We start from the raw sequence: 21,993 nt of genomic DNA on the forward strand, positions 1-21,993 counted from the left end.
ATTGAATCAATGCCGCACATTTTGATCGTCGAAGACGAAACCATTATCCGCTCTGCCTTGCGTCGCCTGCTTGAACGTAATCAGTACCAGGTCAGCGAAGCCGGCTCGGTGCAGGAAGCCCAGGAGCGGTTCAGCATTCCCACGTTCGACCTGATCGTCAGCGACCTGCGCTTGCCGGGCGCTCCGGGTACCGAATTGATCAAGCTGGGCCAGGGCACTCCGGTGCTGATCATGACCAGCTACGCCAGCCTGCGCTCGGCGGTGGACTCGATGAAGATGGGCGCGGTGGACTACATCGCCAAGCCTTTCGACCATGACGAGATGCTGCAGGCTGTGGCGCGCATCCTGCGTGACCGCCAGTCGGCCAGCAGTGCGCCAGCCGAACCGCGTCCGGCAGGAAAAGCAGCCGACAAACCGGGCGTCGATAACAGTAACGGCGAAATCGGCATCATTGGCTCCTGCCCGCCGATGCAGGACCTGTACAGCAAGATCCGCAAAGTGGCGCCGACCGACTCCAATGTATTGATCCAGGGTGAGTCGGGCACCGGCAAGGAACTGGTGGCCCGCGCGCTGCATAACCTGTCCAGGCGCGCCAAGGCCCCGATGATCTCGGTGAACTGCGCGGCGATCCCCGAATCCCTGATCGAGTCCGAATTGTTTGGCCACGAAAAAGGCGCGTTCACCGGTGCCAGCGCCGGGCGTGCGGGCTTGGTCGAAGCCGCCGACGGCGGCACGCTGTTCCTCGACGAAATCGGCGAGCTGCCCCTGGAGGCCCAGGCGCGCTTGTTGCGGGTGCTGCAGGAAGGCGAAATTCGCCGGGTCGGTTCGGTGCAATCGCAAAAGGTCGATGTACGCCTGATCGCAGCGACGCACCGTGACCTCAAGAGCCTGGCCAAGATCGGCCAGTTCCGTGAAGACCTGTATTACCGCCTGCATGTGATTGCGCTCAAGCTGCCGCCACTGCGCGAGCGTGGCGCCGATGTCAACGAGATCGCCAGCGCGTTCCTGCTGCGCCAGAGCGCGCGCATCAACCGTACCGATCTGAAGTTTGCGCCGGACGCAGAGCAGGCGATCCGACATTACGCCTGGCCGGGCAACGTTCGCGAACTGGAGAACGCCGTCGAGCGCGCGGTCATCCTGTCGGAAAGCCCGGAAATATCCGCCGAGCTGTTGGGCATCGATATCGAGCTCAGCGATCTGGACGACGACGACTTCATCGGCCTGGCGCCACAACAGGGCGCAGGTAGCGCGACCAGCCATGAGCCGACGGAAGATTTGTCCCTGGAAGACTACTTCCAGCATTTCGTCCTCGAGCACCAGGACCACATGACCGAAACCGAACTGGCCCGCAAGCTCGGCGTAAGCCGCAAGTGCCTGTGGGAACGTCGCCAACGCCTGGGCATTCCACGGCGCAAGACCGGTGTTCCCAGCGAGAGCTGAGGTAACACCTGCTAATGTGAAAAAACTGTTACCGCAGATATGTCGCGTAACAAAAGCCGGGGCTTACGGTAACGGAGCCCCGGCTTTTTTTCGCCCGTCAAAACCCTGAAACCGCCTCAACCCCCTGCTTTTGCTGGGCGGCGCAAAAGTTGGCACGCACCCTGCTATATGCTTAGTACAAAAACAATAACAAGCTTTGTACCAGACAATAAAAATAAGACGAATCGACTCACGCATAACAAAAACAACACGGCGGAGGCGCAGCTAACTGATTCTTTTGGAGAGGCGTTGCATTGGGGCTTGCCCCGCAACCAGGCCGAGAACAACAAAAACTGCCCTAAGGCAGAGCCTGAACTGGTTGGATCGTAGATCAGCAACACAGCGACCAAAGCAATCCGTTTGCTCTTGGCTCCCGATTGGGAGTGCCATGAAGGTGAAGCTTCATGGCCAGGGCGATCAACAAAAACAAGAAGCCCGACACCATAATAAAAATAGAGCACGCAACTACTTCTGGGGGAGCTTCGGCTCCCCTTGTAGTTTCCGACAGTTAGCCCCTGGATTTGCCTTTCAAACGCTTATGGCGCAACGCCTGCAGCTTGTTCCTACACCATCCCCTGACTAAATGCTAGAATCCCGGCCCATCATGCGGTCATTCTTCGTTATGGCCGAACATTCCTTCAAACAGTGCATCCCATGCTGAAGAAGTTGTTCCAGTCATTCCGTTCTCCCTTGCGTCGTACGCAACACATTCGCAGCACGCCTGAAGTGCTTAACAGCAATCAGCATTCATTGCAGCGCGCTCAATTCAGCCGTTATGCGGTGAACATCGTCGAACGTTTGCAGAACGCCGGTTACCAGGCCTACCTGGTGGGCGGCTGCGTACGTGACATGCTGCTCAATATCACGCCGAAAGATTTCGACGTCGCCACCAGCGCCACGCCTGAACAGGTGCGTGCCGAATTTCGCAATGCGCGGATCATCGGGCGCCGCTTCAAGCTGGTGCATATTCACTTCGGTCGCGAAATCATCGAAGTCGCGACGTTCCGTGCCGGCCACCCGCAAAACGATGAAGAGGAAGACACCAATCAGTCTTCTCGCAACGAGAGCGGGCGCATCCTGCGCGACAATGTCTACGGCACCCTGGAAGAAGACGCGCAACGCCGCGACTTCACCATCAATGCCCTGTATTACGATCCAGTCAGCGAGCGGATCCTCGATTACGCCAATGGCGTACACGATATCCGCAACAACCTGATCCGCCTGATCGGCGACCCAACGCAGCGCTACCAGGAAGACCCGGTGCGCATGCTGCGCGCCGTGCGGTTCGCCGCCAAGCTCAACTTCGGTATCGAAAAGCACACGGCCGCACCGATTCGCGAACTGGCACCGATGCTGCGGGAAATCCCGTCGGCACGCCTGTTTGAAGAAGTGCTCAAGCTGTTCCTTTCGGGCTACGCCGCCGACACCTTTGAAATGCTTGTCGACCTGCAGTTGTTCGATCCACTGTTCCCGGCCAGCGCCGAGGCGTTGGAACACAACCCGACGTACACCCACACGCTGATCAGCGAAGCGTTGATCAACACTGACTTGCGCATCAAGCAGAACAAGCCGGTGACCCCGGCGTTCCTGTTTGCCGCGCTGTTGTGGCCGGCCCTGCCCAAACGCGTACTGCGCTTGCAGGACCGTGGCATGCCGCCGATTCCTGCCATGCAGGAAGCCGCCCACGAATTGATCACCGAGCAGTGCCAGCGCATCGCCATTCCGAAGCGCTTCACCCTGCCGATCCGCGAAATCTGGGACATGCAGGAGCGCCTGCCGCGCCGCAGTGGCAAACGCGCCGACCTGTTGCTGGACAACCCGCGCTTTCGCGCCGGCTACGACTTCCTGTTGCTGCGCGAAAGCGCCGGCGAGCAGACCGACGGCCTGGGCGAATGGTGGACCGACTATCAGGATGCCAATGACAGCCAACGCCGCGAGATGATTCGCGAGCTCGGCAGCAAAGGCGATAGCGTCGGCGAAGGGCCAAAAAAGCGCCGCCGCAGCTCCAGCAAGCGCAAACGCAGCGCCGCCGATGCCTCGGGCGCAACCGGCGAATAATCGTGGAACGTATCTACATCGGCATGGGCAGCAACCTGGCGGCCCCGCAGCAGCAACTGCGCGACGCTATCGAAGCCCTGGCGCACTTGCCCGGCACGGCCCTCGTCGATGTATCCGCCTTTTATCAAAGCGACTCCCTGCTGCCAGGCCAACCGCGCTACACCAACGCGGTGGCGGCCGTGGACAGCAACCTCACGCCGCTGGGCCTGCTCGACGCACTGCAAACCATCGAAAACCACCAGGGCCGCGAGCGCACTGAGCGTTGGGGCCCACGCACCCTGGACCTGGATATCCTGCTATTCGGTGATCGCCTGATTGATGAGCCGCGCCTCAAGGTGCCGCATTACCAGATGCACCTGCGGGCGTTCGTGCTTTATCCCTTGGCTGAGCTGGTGCCTGCCGACTTTCAGTTGCCCGAGGGCCAAACGCTGGGTGAACTGCTGACAGCTTGCCCATTCGTCGGCCTGGAACGCTTGCCTCTGTAGGAGCGAGCTTGCTCGCGAAAATCGTCAACGATCACGCGCTCAGCCTGATTGAGCGCGGTGCCCTTGGATTCTTCGCGAGCAAGCTCGCTCCTACGATCGCGTCAGTAACAGCGGTAACACCGCCATCGTAACAAGGCGGTAACACATCCAATTGACTTCCCGTGTCCTCCTCACGACTATAGGCGTCCCGCCGCCGCCAACCCGGCGCTGAAGGGCGCAATCCAGGCCATATAAGCACTGCTATCAAGACGGTGCGCCTGTATAAACGAAGACTCACGCGCGTTACTCGCTGTTTCCAAGCGCCTGAACGAGGACCCTTTTCATGCCAGACATTACCCTGACCACCTTGCAGAGCCTCAAGCTCAAGGGTGAAAAAATCACCATGCTGACCTGCTACGACGCGACCTTCGCCCACGCCTGTTGCCAGGCCGGGGTCGAGGTGTTGCTGGTAGGCGACTCCCTGGGCATGGTTCTGCAAGGGAATGACAGCACGCTCCCCGTCACCACCGATGAACTCGCGTACCACACCGCCAGCGTCAAGCGTGGCAATGACGGTGCGTTCATCATCGCCGACCTGCCATTCATGGGGTATGCCACGCTCGAACAGACCTTCCAGAACGCCGGCAAACTGATGCAGGCGGGTGCGCACATGATCAAGGTCGAAGGTGCCGTATGGCTCGCCGAGTCGATCCGGCTGCTGGCTGAGCGCGGCGTGCCGGTGTGCGCGCACATGGGCCTGACGCCGCAGTCGGTCAACCTCCTGGGTGGCTATAAGGTCCAGGGCCGCAATGAAGCCCAGGCACGCCAGATGCGCGCCGATGCCATCGCCCTGGAACAAGCCGGCGTCGCGATGATTCTGCTGGAGTGCGTACCCAGTGAACTGGCCGCCGAAATCACCCAGGCGGTCAAAGTACCGGTGATCGGCATCGGGGCTGGCTCCGCCACCGACGGCCAGGTGCTGGTGCTGCACGACATGCTCGGCCTGTCGATCAGCGGCCACGTGCCCAAGTTCGTGAAAAACTTCATGGCCGGCCAGCCCAGCATTCACGCCGCACTGAGCGCTTATGTCAGCGAAGTCAAGGCCGTGACCTTCCCTGGCGCCGAACACGGATTCTCTGCATGAACACCGTTAAAACCCTGCGCGAACTGCGCGCCGCCGTGACCCACGCGCGCAACGCCGGCAAGCGCATCGGCTTCGTGCCGACCATGGGCAACCTGCACAGTGGCCACGCGACCCTGGTGAGCAAGGCTGCGCAGCAATCGGATTTCGTGGTGACGAGCATTTTCGTCAACCCGCTGCAATTCGGCGCCGGCGAAGACCTGGACAAATATCCGCGCACCCTCGCCGCCGATCAGGAACGGCTGCTGCAAGCCGGTTGCAACCTGCTGTTCGCGCCAACGGTGGAGGAAATGTACCCCGGCGGCATGACCGGCCAGACCCGCGTCAGCGTTCCGCTGCTGTCCGAAGGCCTGTGCGGCGCCAGTCGTCCAGGGCATTTCGAAGGCGTCGCCACGGTGGTCAGCAAGCTATTCAACATGGTCCAGCCGGACATGGCCGTATTTGGTCAGAAGGACTATCAACAACTGGCGGTGATCCGCGCCATGGTGCATGACCTGAACATGCCGATCCAGATCATCGGCGAGCCAACCGTCCGCGCAGCCGATGGCCTGGCGCTGTCATCGCGCAATGGCTATCTCACCGAAGAGCAACGCGCGATTGCACCGGTGCTGTACCGCAGCCTCAGCCAGATTGCCGCCGCCATCAAAAGCGGTGAGCGTGATTTCGCCAGGCTGCGCGCCGAGCACATCCAGCAGATCGAAGCCGCTGGTTTGCGCATGGACTACCTGGAAGTGCGCCAAGGCATACACTTGAGGCCAGCCACGCCTGAGGATCGGGACATTGTGATTCTGGTGGCGGCCTATCTGGGCGCGACTCGCCTGATCGACAACCTGCATCTGACCCTCGACTGACCCCTGTCAACACCCCGCGATTGCCCTAAACGCTGCGCCGGTATAAAAAAGTACCGGCTACAGCGCAGACAAAGCCAAGACATATCGACACGCTAGGTTTAATGTAATCGCCCTGCGCGTATGGTTAGCGCTGTCCGGAAAAAACCGTGGCCAGTTAAAAGACTGGATGTTCCGGATTTTGAAGTGTCCTAAAAGGCAGTCCCTGTAATAAAAAGGAAACCCGCAGCGATGGCGTACTACCGCACCCCTCATGACGTTACCGCGCTGCCCGCCTGGCAAGCGCTCAATCAACATCGCCAAGCCATGCAGGATTTCAGCATGCGCGAGGCCTTCAATGCCGACCCCCAGCGTTTTTCAGAATTTACCCTGAGCAGCTGCGGGCTTTTCCTCGATTACTCGAAAAACCTGATCACCCGCGAAACCCGCGACCTGCTGGTGGGCCTGGCCAACGAAGTCGGCCTCAAAGACGCGATCGACTCGCTGTATGCCGGCGAGCCGGTCAACTCCTCCGAAGGCCGCCCAGCATTGCATACCGCCCTGCGCCGCCCGGTAGGCGACAAGTTGTCGGTCAACGGCGTGAACATCATGCCGGACGTGCACAAAGTGCTGAACCAGATCACCGACCTGGTCGGCCGCATCCACGATGGCCTGTGGCGTGGCTACACCGAGAAGCCGATCACGGACGTGGTGAATATCGGCATCGGTGGTTCGTTCCTCGGCCCGGAGCTGGTCTCCGAAGCGCTGCTGTCCTACGCCCACAAAGGCGTGCGCTGTCATTACCTGGCGAACATCGACGGCAGCGAGTTTCACGAGCTGACCATGAAGCTGCGCGCCGAGACCACGCTGTTTATCGTCTCGTCCAAATCCTTCAATACCCTCGAAACCCTGAAGAATGCCCAGGCCGCCCGCGCCTGGTACTTGGCGCAGGGCGGCTCGGAAGCCGAGCTGTACCGCCACTTCATCGCCGTGTCGAGCAACAACGCAGCGGCCGTGGCGTTCGGTATCCGCGAGGAAAACATCTTCCCGATGTGGGACTGGGTCGGCGGTCGTTACTCGCTGTGGTCCGCGATCGGCCTGCCCATTGCCTTGGCGATCGGCATGTCCAACTTCAAGGAACTGCTGTCCGGTGCCTACACCATGGACCAGCATTTCCAGAACGCGCCGTTCGAAGACAACATGCCGGTGCTGCTGGGCTTGCTGGGCGTGTGGTACGGCAATTTCTGGGGTTCGCAGAGCCATGCGATCCTGCCGTACGACCACTACCTGCGTAACATCACCAAGCATTTGCAGCAGTTGGACATGGAATCCAACGGCAAGAGCGTGCGCCAGGACGGCACGCCGGTCGCCACCGATACCGGCCCGGTCATCTGGGGCGGCGTGGGCTGCAACGGGCAACATGCTTATCACCAGTTGCTGCACCAAGGCACCCAACTGATCCCGGCCGACTTCATCGTACCGATCGTGAGTTTCAACCCGGTCTCCGACCACCATCAGTGGCTGTACGCCAACTGCCTGTCCCAGAGCCAGGCACTGATGCTCGGCAAGACCCGCACCGAAGCCGAAGCCGAGCTGCGCGAAAAAGGCATCCCCGAGGCCGAGGTGCAGAAACTGGCGCCGCACAAGGTGATCCCGGGCAACCGCCCGAGCAACACCATCGTGGTTGAACGCATCAGCCCACGTCGCCTCGGCGCGCTGGTTGCCATGTACGAGCACAAAGTGTTCGTCCAGAGCGTGATCTGGGGCATCAACGCTTTCGACCAATGGGGTGTCGAGCTGGGCAAGGAGCTGGGCAAAGGCGTCTACAACCGCCTGACCGGCGCCGAAGAAACCTCGGCCGAGGATGCTTCGACCCAGGGCCTGATCAACTACTTCCGCGGCCGTCACCGCGGCTGATCCGGCGACTTCAAGGCCAATGTCCGTTTGGACGTTGGCCTTGAACCCTCTCTCCTCAGGGTGCATCTTTATGACTTGTCGCAAAACAAGAATAAGGAGCGCTCATGTTCGATATCAGCCAATTCCCCCGCGCCGATGCCGTCCGCCGGGCTGCGCAACTCAGTCAAGAGGACTATCAGCGTCTCTATCGCCAATCCATCGAACAGCCGGACACCTTCTGGGCCGACCAGGCCAAGAGCTTTCTCGATTGGATAACACCGTGGCACACCGTCCATAGCGCCGACATCAACACCGGTGCTGCGCAATGGTTTGCCGGCGGCCAACTGAACGTCAGCTACAACTGCATCGACCGTCACTTGCCCCTGCGTGCCGATCAGCCGGCCTTCATCTGGGAAGGCGATGATCCGACACAATCCTCAACCATCACTTACCGCCAACTTCATCAAAACGTCAGCCGCCTGGCCAACGTGCTGAAGAGCCGTGGCGTAAGCAAAGGCGACCGGGTGTGCATTTATATGCCAATGATCCCGGAAGCGGCCTACGCCATGTTGGCCTGCACACGCATTGGCGCGGTGCACTCGGTGGTGTTTGGCGGGTTTTCACCGGACGCCCTGCGCGACCGCATACTGGATGCCGACTGTCGCACGGTCATTACCGCCGATGAAGGCGTACGCGGCGGCAAGCCGGTCGCGCTGAAACACAACGTGGATAAAGCGCTGGCCAGTTGCCCGAACGTCAGCACCGTCCTGGTGGTCCAGCGCACCGGCGCAAACGTGAACTGGAACGAAGGCCGCGACCTCAAATACCAACAGGCCGTGGAGGCCGCGAGCGACGATTGCCCGCCCGAGCCGATGGACGCCGAGGCCCCGCTGTTTATCCTCTATACCTCCGGCAGCACAGGCAAACCCAAGGGCGTCTTGCACAGCACCGGCGGCTATCTGCTGCAAGTAGCGATGACATTCAAGTACGTACTGGACTACCGCGAGGGCGAAGTGTTCTGGTGCACCGCCGACGTGGGCTGGGTTACCGGCCACAGCTACATCGTCTATGGCCCCCTGGCCAATGGCGCTACGTCGTTGATGTTCGAAGGTGTGCCAAGCTACCCGGACAGCTCGCGCTTCTGGCAGGTCATCGACAAACACCAGGTGAACATCTTCTACACCGCGCCGACCGCATTGCGCGCCCTGATGCGTGAAGGCCACGGCCCGCTGCAAAGCACTTCCCGCGCCAGCTTACGCCTGCTGGGCAGCGTCGGTGAGCCGATCAACCCGGAAGCCTGGGACTGGTACTTCAACGCCGTCGGCGAGCAGCGCTGCCCGATTGTCGATACCTGGTGGCAGACCGAAACCGGCGGCATCATGCTCAGCCCGCTGGCCAGCGCCCAGCTTATCAAGCCAGGTTGTGCCACCCAGCCGATGTTCGGCGTACAGCCGGTGTTGCTGGATGAGCAAGGCAAGGAAATCAGCGGTGCCGGCAGCGGCGTACTCGCAATCAAAGCCAGCTGGCCGGGGCAGATTCGCAGCGTCTATGGCGATCCGCAGCGCATGCTCGACACCTACTTCAAACCCTACCCCGGTTACTACTTCACCGGCGACGGCGCGCGGCGCGATGAGCAGGGCGATTACTGGATCACCGGGAGAATCGACGATGTTATCAACGTATCAGGCCATCGCATCGGGACTGCCGAAGTCGAAAGCGCCCTGGTGCTGCATGACCTGGTCGCCGAGGCCGCGGTGGTCGGCTACCCCCACGACGTCAAAGGCCAGGGCATTTATGCGTTCGTCACGCCTATGAACGGTGTCGAACCCAGCGATGCGCTGAAAAAGCACCTGCTGGAGTTGGTCAGCAAGGAAATCGGCAGCTTCGCCAAGCCGGAATTGATCCAATGGGCGCCCGCCCTGCCGAAAACCCGCTCCGGCAAGATCATGCGCAGGATTTTGCGCAAGATTGCCTGCAACGAGCTGGACAGCCTGGGCGATACCTCGACGCTGGCCGACCCGAGCGTGGTGGATGGCCTGATCGACGCACGCCTGAACCGATAGCAACGCTTGAACGGATAGCAACACCTGAACCGATAGCCTCGAAATAACCCCCGGCCTGTTCAGGCCGGGGCTGTTAAACTGCGCGCCCCCTTTGTACTCACTTACCCGCAAGCAAGGCGCGCTCCATGACTCCCTTGAACCAGGCGCTGCGCGCCGCTCTCGATCATCGCCAAGACCTGATCAGTGAACTGCATGCCCAAGGTACCGATTGCTACCGTTTGTTCCACGGCAGCCAGGAAGGCGCCGGCGGCCTGACAATCGACCGCTACGGTCCGCAATTGTTGGTGCAAAGCTTCCACCAATCCCTGCAAAGCGCTGATCTGTTGGACCTGCACCAACTGATCAACCACTACATGGGCCTGGAGTTGCTGCTGGTATACAACGACCGCTCCCGTGGCAATTCGCGCATCGACTGTGAAGACGCGGTATACCGCGCCCAACCTGCCGCACTGGAAGACCTGGTCGGTCACGAATGGGGCCTTAACTACCGTGTGCGTGGACGGCATGCCGGGCAGGACCCGCTGCTGTTTCTCGACCTGCGCAACACCCGTGGCTGGGTCAAGGACCACAGCGCCGGTAAAAGCGTGCTCAACCTGTTCGCCTACACCTGCGGCGTCGGCTTGAGCGCCGCTGCCGGTGGCGCACGCGAGGTCTGCAACTTGGACTTTGCCGAGGGCAACCTGGCCGTAGGGCGCGAGAACGGCCTGCTTAATCCGCACGTGCCGACGATGGAATTCGTGCAGTCCGATTATTTCCCGGCCATTCGCCAGCTGGCCGGCCTTGCGATCACCCAGCGCCGTGGCCAGAAACTGCCGAGCTATCCGCGCCTGGAACAGAGTCAATATGACTTGGTGCTACTCGATCCCCCCGCCTGGGCCAAAAGCGCGTTCGGCACCGTCGACCTGTTGCGCGACTACCAAAGCCTGCTCAAGCCGGCATTGTTAGCCACCGCCGATAATGGTGTGCTCATTTGCTGCAACAACCTGGCGAAAGTGAGCATGGAGGACTGGCGCGAACAGGTGCTGCGTTGCGCGGAAAAAGCCGGCCGCCCTGTACGCGATTGGCAGGCCATGGCGCCGGGAGCGGACTTTCCGTCGAAAGATCAGCAACCTCCGCTGAAGACCCTGATCCTGCAATTGTAGGAAGTTTCCCAAGCCCCGCGGTTCTTCGGAACCGAAATCCCGTGCCATACTCCAAGGCACTCTCGTTCGACATAGATGGCGTCACCCATGCCCAAAGGATTGATCCGCGCCCTAGGCGCCTTGTTGACCGCCCTTGCGTTGTACAGCTTGCTGGGCTTCCTGATTCTGCCCGGCATTGCCCTTCGCATTGCCAACCAACAGTTGGCCGATTACGCGACGGTACCGGCGCGTATCGAGCGTATCGAGCTCAACCCGTTCAGCCTGGAGCTGACGCTATGGGGCCTGAAGATTGGTGAACCGGGCAAGGAACAGTTGGGTTTCGAGCGCCTCTACGCCAACCTGCAGATCGACAGTCTCTGGACCCGCGCCCTGCACCTGGCCGATGTGCAACTCGATCAGCCCAAGACCGAACTGCTCTTCGACAAGTCCGGCCAACTGAACCTGGCACAGTTGTTCAAGTTGCCGCCGAGCGAACCAACCCCCGCCGACCCCGATGCCAAGCCTTTCCCGCTGCGTATCGACAGCATCAAGCTGGCGCGCGGTTATGTGCACTTCCAGGATCTGCGCCCCAGCGAACCCATCGAATTTCTCTACGACACACTCGACTTCGAGCTGAAAAACCTCAGCACCTTGCCGGAAGATAACGCCGACATGACCCTGGTGGCCGCCGGCCCCGAGGGTGGGCAGATCGACTGGAAAGGCAACTTCAGCCTGGTACCGATCACTTCCGAAGGCTCGCTGAAAGTCACCGACGGCAAAATGAAAGCCTGGTGGCCGTATGTGCGCGATGCCCTGCCGCTGGTGCTCGAGGACGGTGTGCTCAATTTCAGCACCGACTATAAATTCAGCCTGGCCAAAGAGACCGAACTGAACCTGACCAACACCGCCGCCAGCATCGCGCCCTTTGCGATCAAGGCGCCGGATGGCCGGCCCTTGGCACGCCTGGAACGCCTTGACGTCAGCGAGACCACGGTGGACCTGGCCAAACAGAAGGTGGTGATCGGCAAAATCCGCAGCAACAAGCTGGAAACCTGGGCTGCCCGCGAAGCCGACGGGCAACTGGATTGGCAAAAGCTGTTCGCCAGCCAACCCGGCAAACCGGCCAAACCCCCGGAGCCCGCCTCCGCGCCAGCCACGGCCGATTCGCCTGAAGCGCAACCGGTTGCGCCGAACAAACCCTGGCAAGTGCTGCTCAAGGATGTGCAACTGCGCAATTACCAGGTGCACTTGGCTGACCGTCAGGCCAACCCTGCGGTAGCCCTGGAGCTGGGCCCGTTGAACGTCGACGTGCAGAACTTCGACAGCCTCAACCAGAGCCCTTTTAGCTTGAAAGTCGACACCGGCCTGGGCAAGCAAGGCAAGATCCAGGCAACCGGCGAGGTCAACCTGAACCCGGTCAGCGCCAAGCTGAAGGTGAACACCCAGGACATCGACTTGCGCGTCGCCCAAGCCTACATCAGCCCGTTCATCCGCCTGGAGCTGCGCAGCGGCATGCTCGGCAGCAACCTGGACGTGAACCTGAAAAGCACCGAGCCGCTGGCCCTCCAGGTCACCGGCCGGGCGCAGATAGATCAGCTGCACACCCTCGACACCCTCAAGTCCCGCGACTTCCTCAAATGGCAGCGGCTGGTGCTGGAAGGCGTCAACTACCAGCATGGTGACAGCCTGACGATCGACAAGGTCAACCTGCTGCAGCCCTATGCGCGCTTCATGATCAACGATGACCGCACCACCAACATTGACGACCTGCTGATTCCACAGCCGGCCGACAGCGGTACCAAGCCAGCGGCCAAGTCGGCATCAAGCAAAGACAAGCCGCTGGGCATCCGCATCGGCCAGATTGCGATCAACGACGGCTCGGCCAATTTCGCCGACTTCAGCCTCACACCCAACTTCGCCACCGCGATTCAACAACTCAACGGCCAGATCGGCACCATTGACAGTCGCCAGGCCAAGCCGGCCAGCGTCGACATCAAGGGCAAGGTAGACCGTTATGCGCCAGTGACCATCAAGGGCAGCGTAAACCCGTTTGACCCCATGGCAGCGCTGGACATCGCGACCAGCTTCAAACGCGTCGAGTTGACCACCCTGACCCCGTACTCGGGCAAATTCGCGGGTTTTCGAATCCGCAAGGGTCGCCTCAACTTGGACTTGCATTACATGATCACCAAGGGCCAGTTGAAGGCCGAGAACAAGGTGGTGGTCGAGCAGCTGCAACTGGGTGAGAAGGTCGACAGCGCCGATGCCGTAGACTTGCCGATTCGCCTGGCAATTGCCCTGCTCAAGGACAGCGACGGCAAGATCTCCATCGAATTGCCAGTCACCGGTGACCTGAACAACCCACAATTCAGCGTGATGCCGATTGTGTGGCAAACCCTGCGTAACCTCGTGGTGCGCGCAGCGACGGCACCCTTCAAGTTCATTGGCGGGCTGGTTACCGGCGGGGGCTCGGAAGACCTGGGTAATGTGTCGTTCGCCGCAGGCTCAAGTGAATTGAATAAAGACGCCGAAGGCGCCCTCAACACGCTGGCCAAGGCACTCAAGGAACGCCCTGCCCTGCGCCTGGAAATCGAAGGGACCGCAGCGGCCAGCAGTGACGGCCCGTTGCTGGCCGCACAACGGCTGGAGCGTGAGTACCAGTACAACTACTACAAAATCCTGCAGCGTCGTGGCGATAAAGTCCCGGCCCAGGCGTCATTGCTTGTCGTGCCGGAGAAGGAAAAGCCGCCTTTGCTGGAGGGCATCTACCGTACCCGTCTGAAACAGCAACCACCGGCCGAATGGAAAGACCTGAGTAACGATGAGCGCACAGCGAGGCTCAAGGACGGCGTGATCAAGTTCTGGAGTGGCAGTGACGTGCTGCTGCGCCAGCTGGGCCAGGACCGCGCCAGTACCATCAAGGACTATCTGGTGGATAAGGCGCAGCTGGAAGACGACCGCGTGTACTTCATTGATGCGCAGTTGGGGCAGGCTGAGAAGGATGGTCGGGTCGTGACGCCGATGCACTTGGATGCCGAGTAACCCTAAGCTCACCTAAAACAAGATGTGGGAGGGGGCTTGCTCCCGATTGCGGTGTAACAGTCGACATATCATTGACTGACCTACCGCTATCGGGAGCAAGCCCCCTCCCACATTTTTCAATCCTCGTCTGGCCGGCAAATTATTGCGCACCAAATAGAACAGGCCCCGACACAAGTGCCGGGGCCTGTAATGACCACATCCGTGTGGTCCGTCGCATGAACTCCAGAGGTGCATGGGATGGATAACTAACTCACCCCACGCCGCCGCCATTCAGTTCAGACGAAACCTGCAGCGTTACTCTGCTTTCAGGCCATCGGCCGAAACAGCTTTAACGCCTTTGATTTTCTTGGTGATCGCAACAGCCGTTTCTTTCTGCGCTGCGGTCACTGCAGTAGGGGACGACAGGGACACTACGCCTTTGTTGGTTTCAACCTTGATGTCGGTGCCAGGAATACCTTTCTCGGTAACCAGGTCAGCTTTCACTTTGGTGGTGATCCAAGTGTCGCTAGTCGCCTCTCCAGCGTTATGGGCTGCGCCTTTGGTTTTGTCGATACCGTCAGCCTTGGTAGCACCGCCAGCCAGCAGGCCGTCTGCAGAAACAGCAGTCACGCCTTTGATTTTCTTGGTGATCGCTACAGCTGTCGCTTTCTGCGAGTCCGAGATAGCTACGTCGGAAGACAGGGAAACCACGCCTTTGTTGGTTTCAACCTTGATGTCCGAACCTGGGATGCCTTTTTCAGTCAGCAGGTCAGCTTTGACTTTGGTGGTGATCCAAGTATCCGAAACGCTTTCCTTAGCCTGGGTCGCTTCACCAGCCGCCAGGGTCATAGGGGCTTGGGAAGTCTGAGCAAAGGCTACGTTAGCACCCATGGCCAGAGTCAGAGCGGTAGCAGTAGCGAGAGCGAACTTCTTCATACGAGTAACTCCTGTTTTATTAAAAGACTGCAGTACGTAAATCTTGGTGCTGCAGCGCTACCAGGGATATTGCAGGCAGTGTGCCAAGTCGCCATTCAGATAAAAACCCTTATAAAACAATAAGTTAAAAAACAGCGCCATTTTCGAAATCGTGCAACTTGCATGAAGGTCATCGTGACTGCATGCAAGTTGCGGCTTTTGTGATGGGCTAAACAGCTGATTCTGCTTCACTTTCTCGCACGCATAAAAAAAGGACTCCGCAGAGTCCTTTCTTTCAGCGTAAAGCTTGCGGGTGATTAAACGCCCGAAGCCTTGGCTGCTGCTACGTCCTTGATGGACAGTTTGATACGGCCGCGGTTGTCCACGTCCAGTACCAACACTTCCACTTCCTGGCCTTCTTTGAGAATGTCGGTCACTTTCTCAACGCGAGCGTCGCTCAGCATGGAGATGTGCACCAGACCGTCTTTGCCCGGCAGGATGTTGACGAAGGCACCGAAGTCGACGATGCGCTCAACCTTACCGACGTAGATCTTGCCGATTTCGGCTTCAGCGGTGATGCCCAGGACGCGCTGACGTGCAGCTTCAGCCGCTTCCTTGGTTTCGCCGAAGATCTTGATCGAACCGTCGTCTTCGATATCGATCGAGGCCTTGGTTTCTTCACAGATTGCACGGATCGTCGCGCCGCCTTTACCGATGACATCACGGATTTTGTCGGTGTCGATTTTCATCGCGATCATGGTCGGAGCATTTTCCGACAGTTCGGTACGCGACTGACCAATGATCTGGTTCATCTGGCCGAGGATGTTCAGGCGCGCTTCCAGGGCTTGGCCCAGAGCGATTTCCATGATTTCTTCGGTGATGCCCTTGATCTTGATGTCCATCTGCAGCGCGGTCACGCCTTTGGCGGTACCGGCTACCTTGAAGTCCATGTCGCCCAGGTGGTCTTCGTCGCCCAGGATGTCGGTCAGGATGGCGAACTTCTCGCCTTCTTTAACCAGGCCCATGGCGATACCGGCAACTGGCGCCTTCATCGGCACACCAGCGTCCATCAATGCCAGCGAAGCACCGCAAACGGAAGCCATGGAGCTGGAACCGTTGGACTCGGTGATTTCCGATACAACACGAATGGTGTACGGGAACACGTCAGCGGCCGGCAGCATGGCCTGGACCGAACGACGGGCCAGACGGCCGTGACCGATTTCGCGACGACCAGCGCCACCCATGCGACCACACTCGCCCACCGAGAACGGAGGGAAGTTGTAGTGCAGCATGAACGGGTCTTTCTTCTCGCCTTCCAGGGTGTCCAGCAGCTGTGCGTCACGGGCGGTGCCCAGCGTCGCGACTACCAGGGCCTGGGTTTCACCACGGGTGAACAGCGCCGAACCGTGAGTCTTCGGCAAAACGCCGACTTCAATGTTCAGCGGGCGTACGGTGCGGGTGTCGCGACCGTCGATACGCGGCTTGCCGTTCACGATGTTTTCGCGAACGGTGCGGTATTCGATTTCGCCGAAGGCTGCTTTGACTTCGCTGGCGGAAGGCTGGCCTTCTTCACCGGACAGCTTGGCCACGACCTGTTCCTTCAACTCGCCCAGGCGAGCGTAACGGTCGGCCTTGACGGTAATGGTGTAGGCATCGGAGATGGCAGCGCCGAATTCTGCGCGGATAGCGCCCAGCAATTCGGTGGCTTCAGGCTGTGGAGCCCAGGCCCAAGTTGGCTTGGCAGCTTCGGCAGCCAGTTCTTTAACGGCGTTGATCACAACCTGGAACTCGTCGTGAGCAAACAGTACGGCGCCCAGCATCTGGTCTTCGGTCAGCTCTTTAGCTTCCGATTCAACCATCAATACCGCTTCCGAAGTACCGGCAACGACCATGTCCAGGCTCGAAGCCTTCTGCTGCTCGTAAGTCGGGTTCAGCAGGTAGCCGGTGCTTTCGTGGAACGCAACGCGGGCAGCGCCGATCGGGCCATCGAAAGGAATGCCGGAGATGGCCAGTGCAGCCGAAGTACCGATCATCGCAGCGATGTCCGGATCGGTTTTCTTGCTGGTGGAAACGACGGTGCAGACAACCTGCACTTCGTTCATGAAGCCTTCTGGGAACAGCGGACGGATCGGACGGTCGATCAGTCGGGAAGTCAGGGTTTCTTTCTCGGAAGGACGGCCTTCGCGCTTGAAGAAACCGCCAGGGATCTTACCGGCAGCGTAAGTCTTTTCCTGGTAGTGAACGGACAGAGGGAAAAAGCCTTTGCTCGGGTCAGCGGTCTTGGCGCCAACAACGGTCACCAGTACGGTAACGTCGTCGTCAACGGTAACCAGCACTGCGCCGGAGGCTTGACGGGCGATACGGCCTGTCTCGAGGGTAACGGTCGACTGACCGAACTGGAATTTTTTGATAACCGGGTTCACGGTGTCCTACCTTCTTTGTGGCTCTTGGGGAACTTGTTTTCTTGCGAAATTCTTGGGCAACGTCGGGAATCGGCCCAACCTTTGTCCAGGGTAAAACGTGTATCCAGATAAAACTTGAGGCTGGGAGCCTGCCATGGGCCAGCGGGAATCCCACTGACACACGGCAGACAACCAACCTCTAGCGCAATCGCTGATTAGCGACGCAGACCCAGGCGACCGATCAGAGCCTGATAACGACCCAGATCCTTGCCTTTCAGGTAGTCCAGCAGCTTACGGCGCTGGTTTACCATGCGGATCAGACCACGACGGGAGTGGTGATCTTTACCGTTGGCCTTGAAGTGACCTTGCAGTTTGTTGATGTTGTGGGTCAGCAGTGCAACTTGCACTTCTGGCGAACCAGTGTCACCAACAGCTTGCTGATAGTCAGCTACGATTTGTGCTTTTTCTTGAACGTCGAGAGCCATGAGGCAATCCTTTTTTCAGGAAACCACCCAGGGGTAGTTTCAACAGGCCAGGGACAAATCCCTGTATCTAAAAATGAGTGTTGACCATGCCTGTTAACAGCCACACTCGTTCGGTCATTCTGACCGAATCAGTCGACGCGGCGCGATGCGCCCGTCTTCGCTCACTTCACCGATACCGATAAAGCGACCGTTATGATCCTGTACTCGCACCATGCCGAACTTCGGAGCATCCGGGGCGCGTACCGGCTGGCCGTTGAGCCAGTAGAACGCGCTGTGTTCCGAGAAGTGCAGCAATGGCCAATCCAGCAAACCGCTGTCCGATGGCATCAGGAAGCGATCTACCGCTTCGTTGCCGCCTTCGGCGTGTACCGCTTCGAGCTCTTCCAGCGTGACCGTCTGGGCCAGGGTGAAAGGGCCGGCCTGTGTACGTCGCAGTTCGGCAACGTATGCGCCACAGCCCAGTTGCTCACCAATATCTTCCACCAGGGTACGGATATAGGTGCCTTTGCTGCAGTCCACGGCCAATCGGGCGGTGTCACCTTCACAGGCGAGCAATTCCAGCCGGGCAATAGTAACAGAACGCGGTTCACGCTCCACCACTTCACCCGCACGTGCCAGCTTGTAAAGAGGTTGCCCGTCACGCTTGAGAGCCGAGTACATCGGCGGTATCTGGCTGATTTGCCCACGGAAAGCGGGTAAGGCAGCCTCGATATCGGCACGACCAACGGTCACGTCGCGAACTTGCAGAACATCACCTTCGGCGTCGGCCGTGGTGGTGGTCTTGCCCAGTTGCATCAGGGTTTCATAACCCTTGTCGGAATCGAGCAGGTATTGCGAGAACTTGGTCGCCTCGCCAAAGCACAACGGTAGCACGCCGGTAGCCAGCGGATCGAGGCTACCGGTGTGCCCGGCCTTTTCGGCGTTGAGCAGCCAGCGAACCTTCTGCAACGCGGCATTGGAGGTAAAGCCAATGGGCTTGTCGAGCAGAATGATGCCACTGACGTTACGGCGGATACGTTTGACCTGAGCCACCGCTTACTCCTTGGCGTCTTCAGGTGTGGACGGATGCTGGCTGTCTTCAGCCACGGCGCGCTCGATCAGTGCCGACAGGTGTGCGCCACGTACGACGCTTTCGTCGTAGTGGAAGTGCAACTGCGGAACGCTGCGCAATTTCATTTCACGGGCCAACTGCATGCGCAGGAAACCTGCGGCCGAGTTGAGCACCTTGATGCTTTGCGCGATTTCTTCGCTGTTGTCCTGGCCCATCACGGTGATGAAGATTTTGGCGTGACCCACGTCACGGCTCACTTCAACGGCGGTGATGGTGACCAGGCCAACGCGCGGGTCTTTGACTTCGCGACGGATCAGTTGGGCCAGCTCGCGCTGCATCTGATCGCCGATACGTTGGGTACGGCTGTATTCTTTTGCCATGTCTTGTTACCTGTTGCTGCCACACGGTGAAACCCGTGGGGTCTGAAAGCGGCAAACGCCCGGCCTGACAAAAGCCAGACCGGGCGTTGCGTTTAGAGTCCGTACGCTGCGCGGGGCATTTGCATGCCCACACGCGGCGTGGCTCCGGAAGTGCGCGAGTTAGAGGCTGCGAGCAACCTGGACCTTCTCGTAGACTTCGATCTTGTCGCCAGGCTTGACGTCGTTGTAGCTCTTGACGCCGATACCACATTCCATGCCGGCACGTACTTCGGAAGCGTCATCCTTGAAGCGGCGCAGGGATTCCAGCTCGCCTTCGAAGATAACGATGTCTTCACGCAGTACACGGATTGGACGGTTACGGTGCACAACACCTTCAATAACCATGCAACCGGCGATCGCGCCGAATTTCGGCGAGCGGAACACGTCACGCACCTCGGCAACACCCAGGATATTCTCCCGAACGTCGCTGCCAAGCATGCCGGTAAGGGCTTTCTTGACGTCTTCGATGATGTCGTAGATGACGTTGTAGTAACGCATGTCCAGGCCTTCCTGCTCGACGATCTTGCGAGCGCCAGCATCGGCACGCACGTTGAAGCCGAACAGTACAGCGTTGGAAGCCAGTGCCAGGTTGGCGTCGGATTCGGTGATACCACCGACACCGCCACCGACAACGCGCACTTGCACTTCGTCGTTACCCAGGCCGTTCAAGGCGCCGTTCAACGCTTCAAGGGAACCGCGTACGTCAGATTTGAGGACGATGTTAAGCGTCTTCTTCTCTGCCTGGCCCATGTTCTCGAAGATGTTTTCCAGCTTGCCGGCGTGAGCACGAGCCAGTTTGACTTCGCGGAACTTGCCTTGACGGAACAGAGCCACTTCACGGGCTTTCTTCTCGTCGGCAACCACGCTCATCTCGTCGCCAGCGTCCGGGGTACCGTCCAGGCCGAGGATCTCGACAGGGATGGAAGGACCGGCTTCCTTGATTGGCTTGCCGTTCTCGTCGAGCATGGCACGCACGCGGCCATAGTTCGAACCGACCAGCACCATGTCGCCTTGGCGCAGGGTACCGTCTTGAACCAAGACGGTTGCAACCGGGCCGCGACCTTTGTCGAGACGCGATTCAACCACAACACCACGACCTGGAGCCGATGGAGTTGCTTTCAGTTCGAGTACTTCAGCCTGCAGCAGGACTGCTTCGAGCAGTTCGTCCACGCCAGTACCGACCTTGGCCGAGACCGAAACGAACGGCGTATCACCGCCCCACTCTTCGGATGTCACGCCGTGAACCGACAGTTCGCTACGGATGCGATCGAGATCGGCGCCCGGCTTGTCGATTTTGTTCACTGCAACAACCAGTGGAACGCCTGCGGCCTTGGCATGCTGGACAGCTTCAATGGTCTGCGGCATCACGCCGTCGTCCGCTGCAACGACCAGGATCACGATGTCAGTCGCCTTGGCACCACGGGCACGCATTGCGGTAAACGCGGCGTGACCTGGGGTGTCGAGGAAGGTGACCATGCCGCGCTCGGTTTCAACGTGGTACGCACCGATGTGCTGGGTGATACCACCGGCTTCGCCAGCAGCTACCTTGGCACGACGGATGTAGTCGAGCAGGGATGTCTTACCGTGGTCAACGTGGCCCATTACGGTCACAACTGGCGCACGGGAGAACGTCTCACCTTCAAACTTCAGGGACTCGGCCAGGGAATCTTCCAGGGCGGTGTCGCTGACCAGGGTCACTTTATGGCCCAGTTCTTCGGCTACCAGCTGAGCAGTTTCCTGATCAAGCACCTGGTTGATGGTCGCTGGAGTACCCAGTTTGAACATGAACTTGATGATTTCAGCAGCCTTGACCGACATCTGATTGGCGAGATCGCCAACGGTGATGGTCTCGCCGATCTGCACATCACGCACGACAGGGCCGGTTGGGCTCTGGAAACCGTGGGCGTTGCGTTTTTTCAGCTTGGCCTTGCCGCGACCACCGCGACGGAAGCTATCGCTCTCTTCGTCGGTAGTACGTGGGGCAACGCGTGGAGCAGGCGCTTTCTCTTTGACCGAGGCACGATGTGGAGCGTTTTTACGCTCGCCATCGCCACCACCACCGCGACGATTGTTATCGTCGGCACGCGGTTTGTCCGGACGACGAGGTTCGTCGCGCTTGCGGGCATCTGCTGCAGGAGCAGGTGCGGCAGCCACCGGAGCGGCCTCACGCACAGCTTCAACAGGACCGGCAACCGCGTCAGTGTTAGCAGGTTGCGCAGCAGTAGGCTGGCGACGCGCTTCTTCTTCGGCGCGACGCTTGGCTTCTTCTTCAGCCTTCTGACGAGCAGCATTTTCTACTGCGCGACGCTCTTCAAGTTCGCGTTTGCGCTCGGCTTCGATTTCTTCCGGGCTGCGCTGTACGAAGACTTTCTTCTTGCGTACTTCAACGCTGATGCTCTTGCTACCCGCTACACGCAGGGTGCTGGTGGTTTTGCGCTGCAATGTAATCTTGCGCGGTTCTTCCACTTTCGCCTTGTGGCTGCTCTTCAAGTGAGTCAGCAAAGACTGCTTCTCACTATCGCTCACACCTTCATCGGCGGCGGTGTGCGGCAGACCTGCCTCACGCATCTGCTGCAACAGGCGCTCTACCGGTGTTTTGACCTCATCGGCCAGTTGTTTCACCGTGACTTGCGTCATGCACTTCTCTCCTC

Annotated in this window: 16 protein-coding genes; 9 read left to right on the top strand and 7 right to left on the bottom strand. The window is 59.5% G+C overall.

The features are described 5' to 3' along the window. Positions 1–9: 9 nt before the first annotated feature. Positions 10–1,440, top strand: coding sequence for a sigma-54 dependent transcriptional regulator (locus C4J87_RS21685; RefSeq protein WP_124364425.1), 1,431 nt, complete (start codon positions 10–12; stop codon positions 1,438–1,440). Between the two features lie 164 nt (positions 1,441–1,604). Here C4J87_RS21685 and C4J87_RS26190 read toward each other — a convergent pair whose 3' ends face one another. Continuing rightward, entirely contained in the window at positions 1,605–1,940 is a 336-nt protein-coding gene (locus tag C4J87_RS26190) for a hypothetical protein (RefSeq protein ID WP_164487674.1), read from the bottom strand. A gap of 193 nt (positions 1,941–2,133) precedes the next feature. Between C4J87_RS26190 and C4J87_RS21690 the strand changes: the two genes are divergently transcribed. The 8 genes from C4J87_RS21690 to C4J87_RS21725 all read left to right on the top strand — a co-directional run bounded on the left by C4J87_RS21690 (position 2,134) and on the right by C4J87_RS21725 (position 14,091). After that, a complete protein-coding gene (locus tag C4J87_RS21690; protein ID WP_124368369.1) occupies positions 2,134–3,537 on the top strand; it encodes a polynucleotide adenylyltransferase PcnB in 1,404 nt (467 codons plus the stop codon). 2 nt (positions 3,538–3,539) lie between these two features. Further along, a complete protein-coding gene (folK, locus tag C4J87_RS21695) occupies positions 3,540–4,022 on the top strand; it encodes a 2-amino-4-hydroxy-6-hydroxymethyldihydropteridine diphosphokinase (RefSeq protein ID WP_124368370.1) in 483 nt (160 codons plus the stop codon). A gap of 322 nt (positions 4,023–4,344) precedes the next feature. Beyond that, the gene (panB, locus tag C4J87_RS21700; RefSeq protein WP_124368371.1) at positions 4,345–5,145 is read left to right on the top strand and encodes a 3-methyl-2-oxobutanoate hydroxymethyltransferase; all 801 of its coding nucleotides are present in this window, start codon (positions 4,345–4,347) and stop codon (positions 5,143–5,145) included. Continuing rightward, entirely contained in the window at positions 5,142–5,993 is an 852-nt protein-coding gene (panC, locus tag C4J87_RS21705) for a pantoate--beta-alanine ligase (RefSeq protein WP_124368372.1), read from the top strand. Before panB ends, panC begins: the two co-directional genes overlap by 4 nt. A 228-nt stretch (positions 5,994–6,221) precedes the next feature. Beyond that, the gene (gene pgi, locus C4J87_RS21710) at positions 6,222–7,886 is read left to right on the top strand and encodes a glucose-6-phosphate isomerase (protein ID WP_124368373.1); all 1,665 of its coding nucleotides are present in this window, start codon (positions 6,222–6,224) and stop codon (positions 7,884–7,886) included. A gap of 104 nt (positions 7,887–7,990) precedes the next feature. Beyond that, on the top strand, positions 7,991–9,928 hold the full coding sequence (acs, locus tag C4J87_RS21715) for an acetate--CoA ligase (protein ID WP_124368374.1): 1,938 nt from the start codon (positions 7,991–7,993) through the stop codon (positions 9,926–9,928). A gap of 125 nt (positions 9,929–10,053) precedes the next feature. Continuing rightward, complete coding sequence (locus tag C4J87_RS21720; RefSeq protein ID WP_124368375.1) at positions 10,054–11,070, top strand: class I SAM-dependent rRNA methyltransferase; 1,017 nt, start codon at positions 10,054–10,056, stop codon at positions 11,068–11,070. A gap of 87 nt (positions 11,071–11,157) precedes the next feature. Next, positions 11,158–14,091 carry a DUF748 domain-containing protein gene (locus C4J87_RS21725; RefSeq protein WP_124368376.1) on the top strand — a complete coding sequence of 978 codons (2,934 nt, stop codon included), beginning with the start codon at positions 11,158–11,160 and terminating at the stop codon, positions 14,089–14,091. Between the two features lie 294 nt (positions 14,092–14,385). On the opposite strand, the gene C4J87_RS21730 is transcribed toward C4J87_RS21725, so the two are convergent. From C4J87_RS21730 to infB, 6 genes are all read right to left on the bottom strand, one after another. Then, positions 14,386–15,006, bottom strand: coding sequence for a BON domain-containing protein (locus C4J87_RS21730; protein ID WP_124368377.1), 621 nt, complete (start codon positions 15,004–15,006; stop codon positions 14,386–14,388). Between the two features lie 296 nt (positions 15,007–15,302). Further along, positions 15,303–17,408 carry a polyribonucleotide nucleotidyltransferase gene (pnp, locus tag C4J87_RS21735; RefSeq protein WP_124368378.1) on the bottom strand — a complete coding sequence of 702 codons (2,106 nt, stop codon included), beginning with the start codon at positions 17,406–17,408 and terminating at the stop codon, positions 15,303–15,305. A 194-nt stretch (positions 17,409–17,602) separates the two neighbouring features. Next, complete coding sequence (gene rpsO / locus C4J87_RS21740; RefSeq protein WP_003176135.1) at positions 17,603–17,872, bottom strand: 30S ribosomal protein S15; 270 nt, start codon at positions 17,870–17,872, stop codon at positions 17,603–17,605. A gap of 114 nt (positions 17,873–17,986) precedes the next feature. Further along, on the bottom strand, positions 17,987–18,904 hold the full coding sequence (truB, locus tag C4J87_RS21745; RefSeq protein ID WP_003176136.1) for a tRNA pseudouridine(55) synthase TruB: 918 nt from the start codon (positions 18,902–18,904) through the stop codon (positions 17,987–17,989). A 3-nt stretch (positions 18,905–18,907) separates the two neighbouring features. Continuing rightward, a complete protein-coding gene (gene rbfA, locus C4J87_RS21750) occupies positions 18,908–19,303 on the bottom strand; it encodes a 30S ribosome-binding factor RbfA (RefSeq protein WP_003176137.1) in 396 nt (131 codons plus the stop codon). Positions 19,304–19,462: 159 nt separating this feature from the next. After that, positions 19,463–21,979 carry a translation initiation factor IF-2 gene (gene infB / locus C4J87_RS21755; protein ID WP_124368379.1) on the bottom strand — a complete coding sequence of 839 codons (2,517 nt, stop codon included), beginning with the start codon at positions 21,977–21,979 and terminating at the stop codon, positions 19,463–19,465. Positions 21,980–21,993 lie beyond the last annotated feature (14 nt).

Source organism: Pseudomonas sp. R1-43-08, assembly GCF_003852255.1.
In the GTDB taxonomy this organism is placed as follows: Bacteria; Pseudomonadota; Gammaproteobacteria; order Pseudomonadales; family Pseudomonadaceae; genus Aquipseudomonas.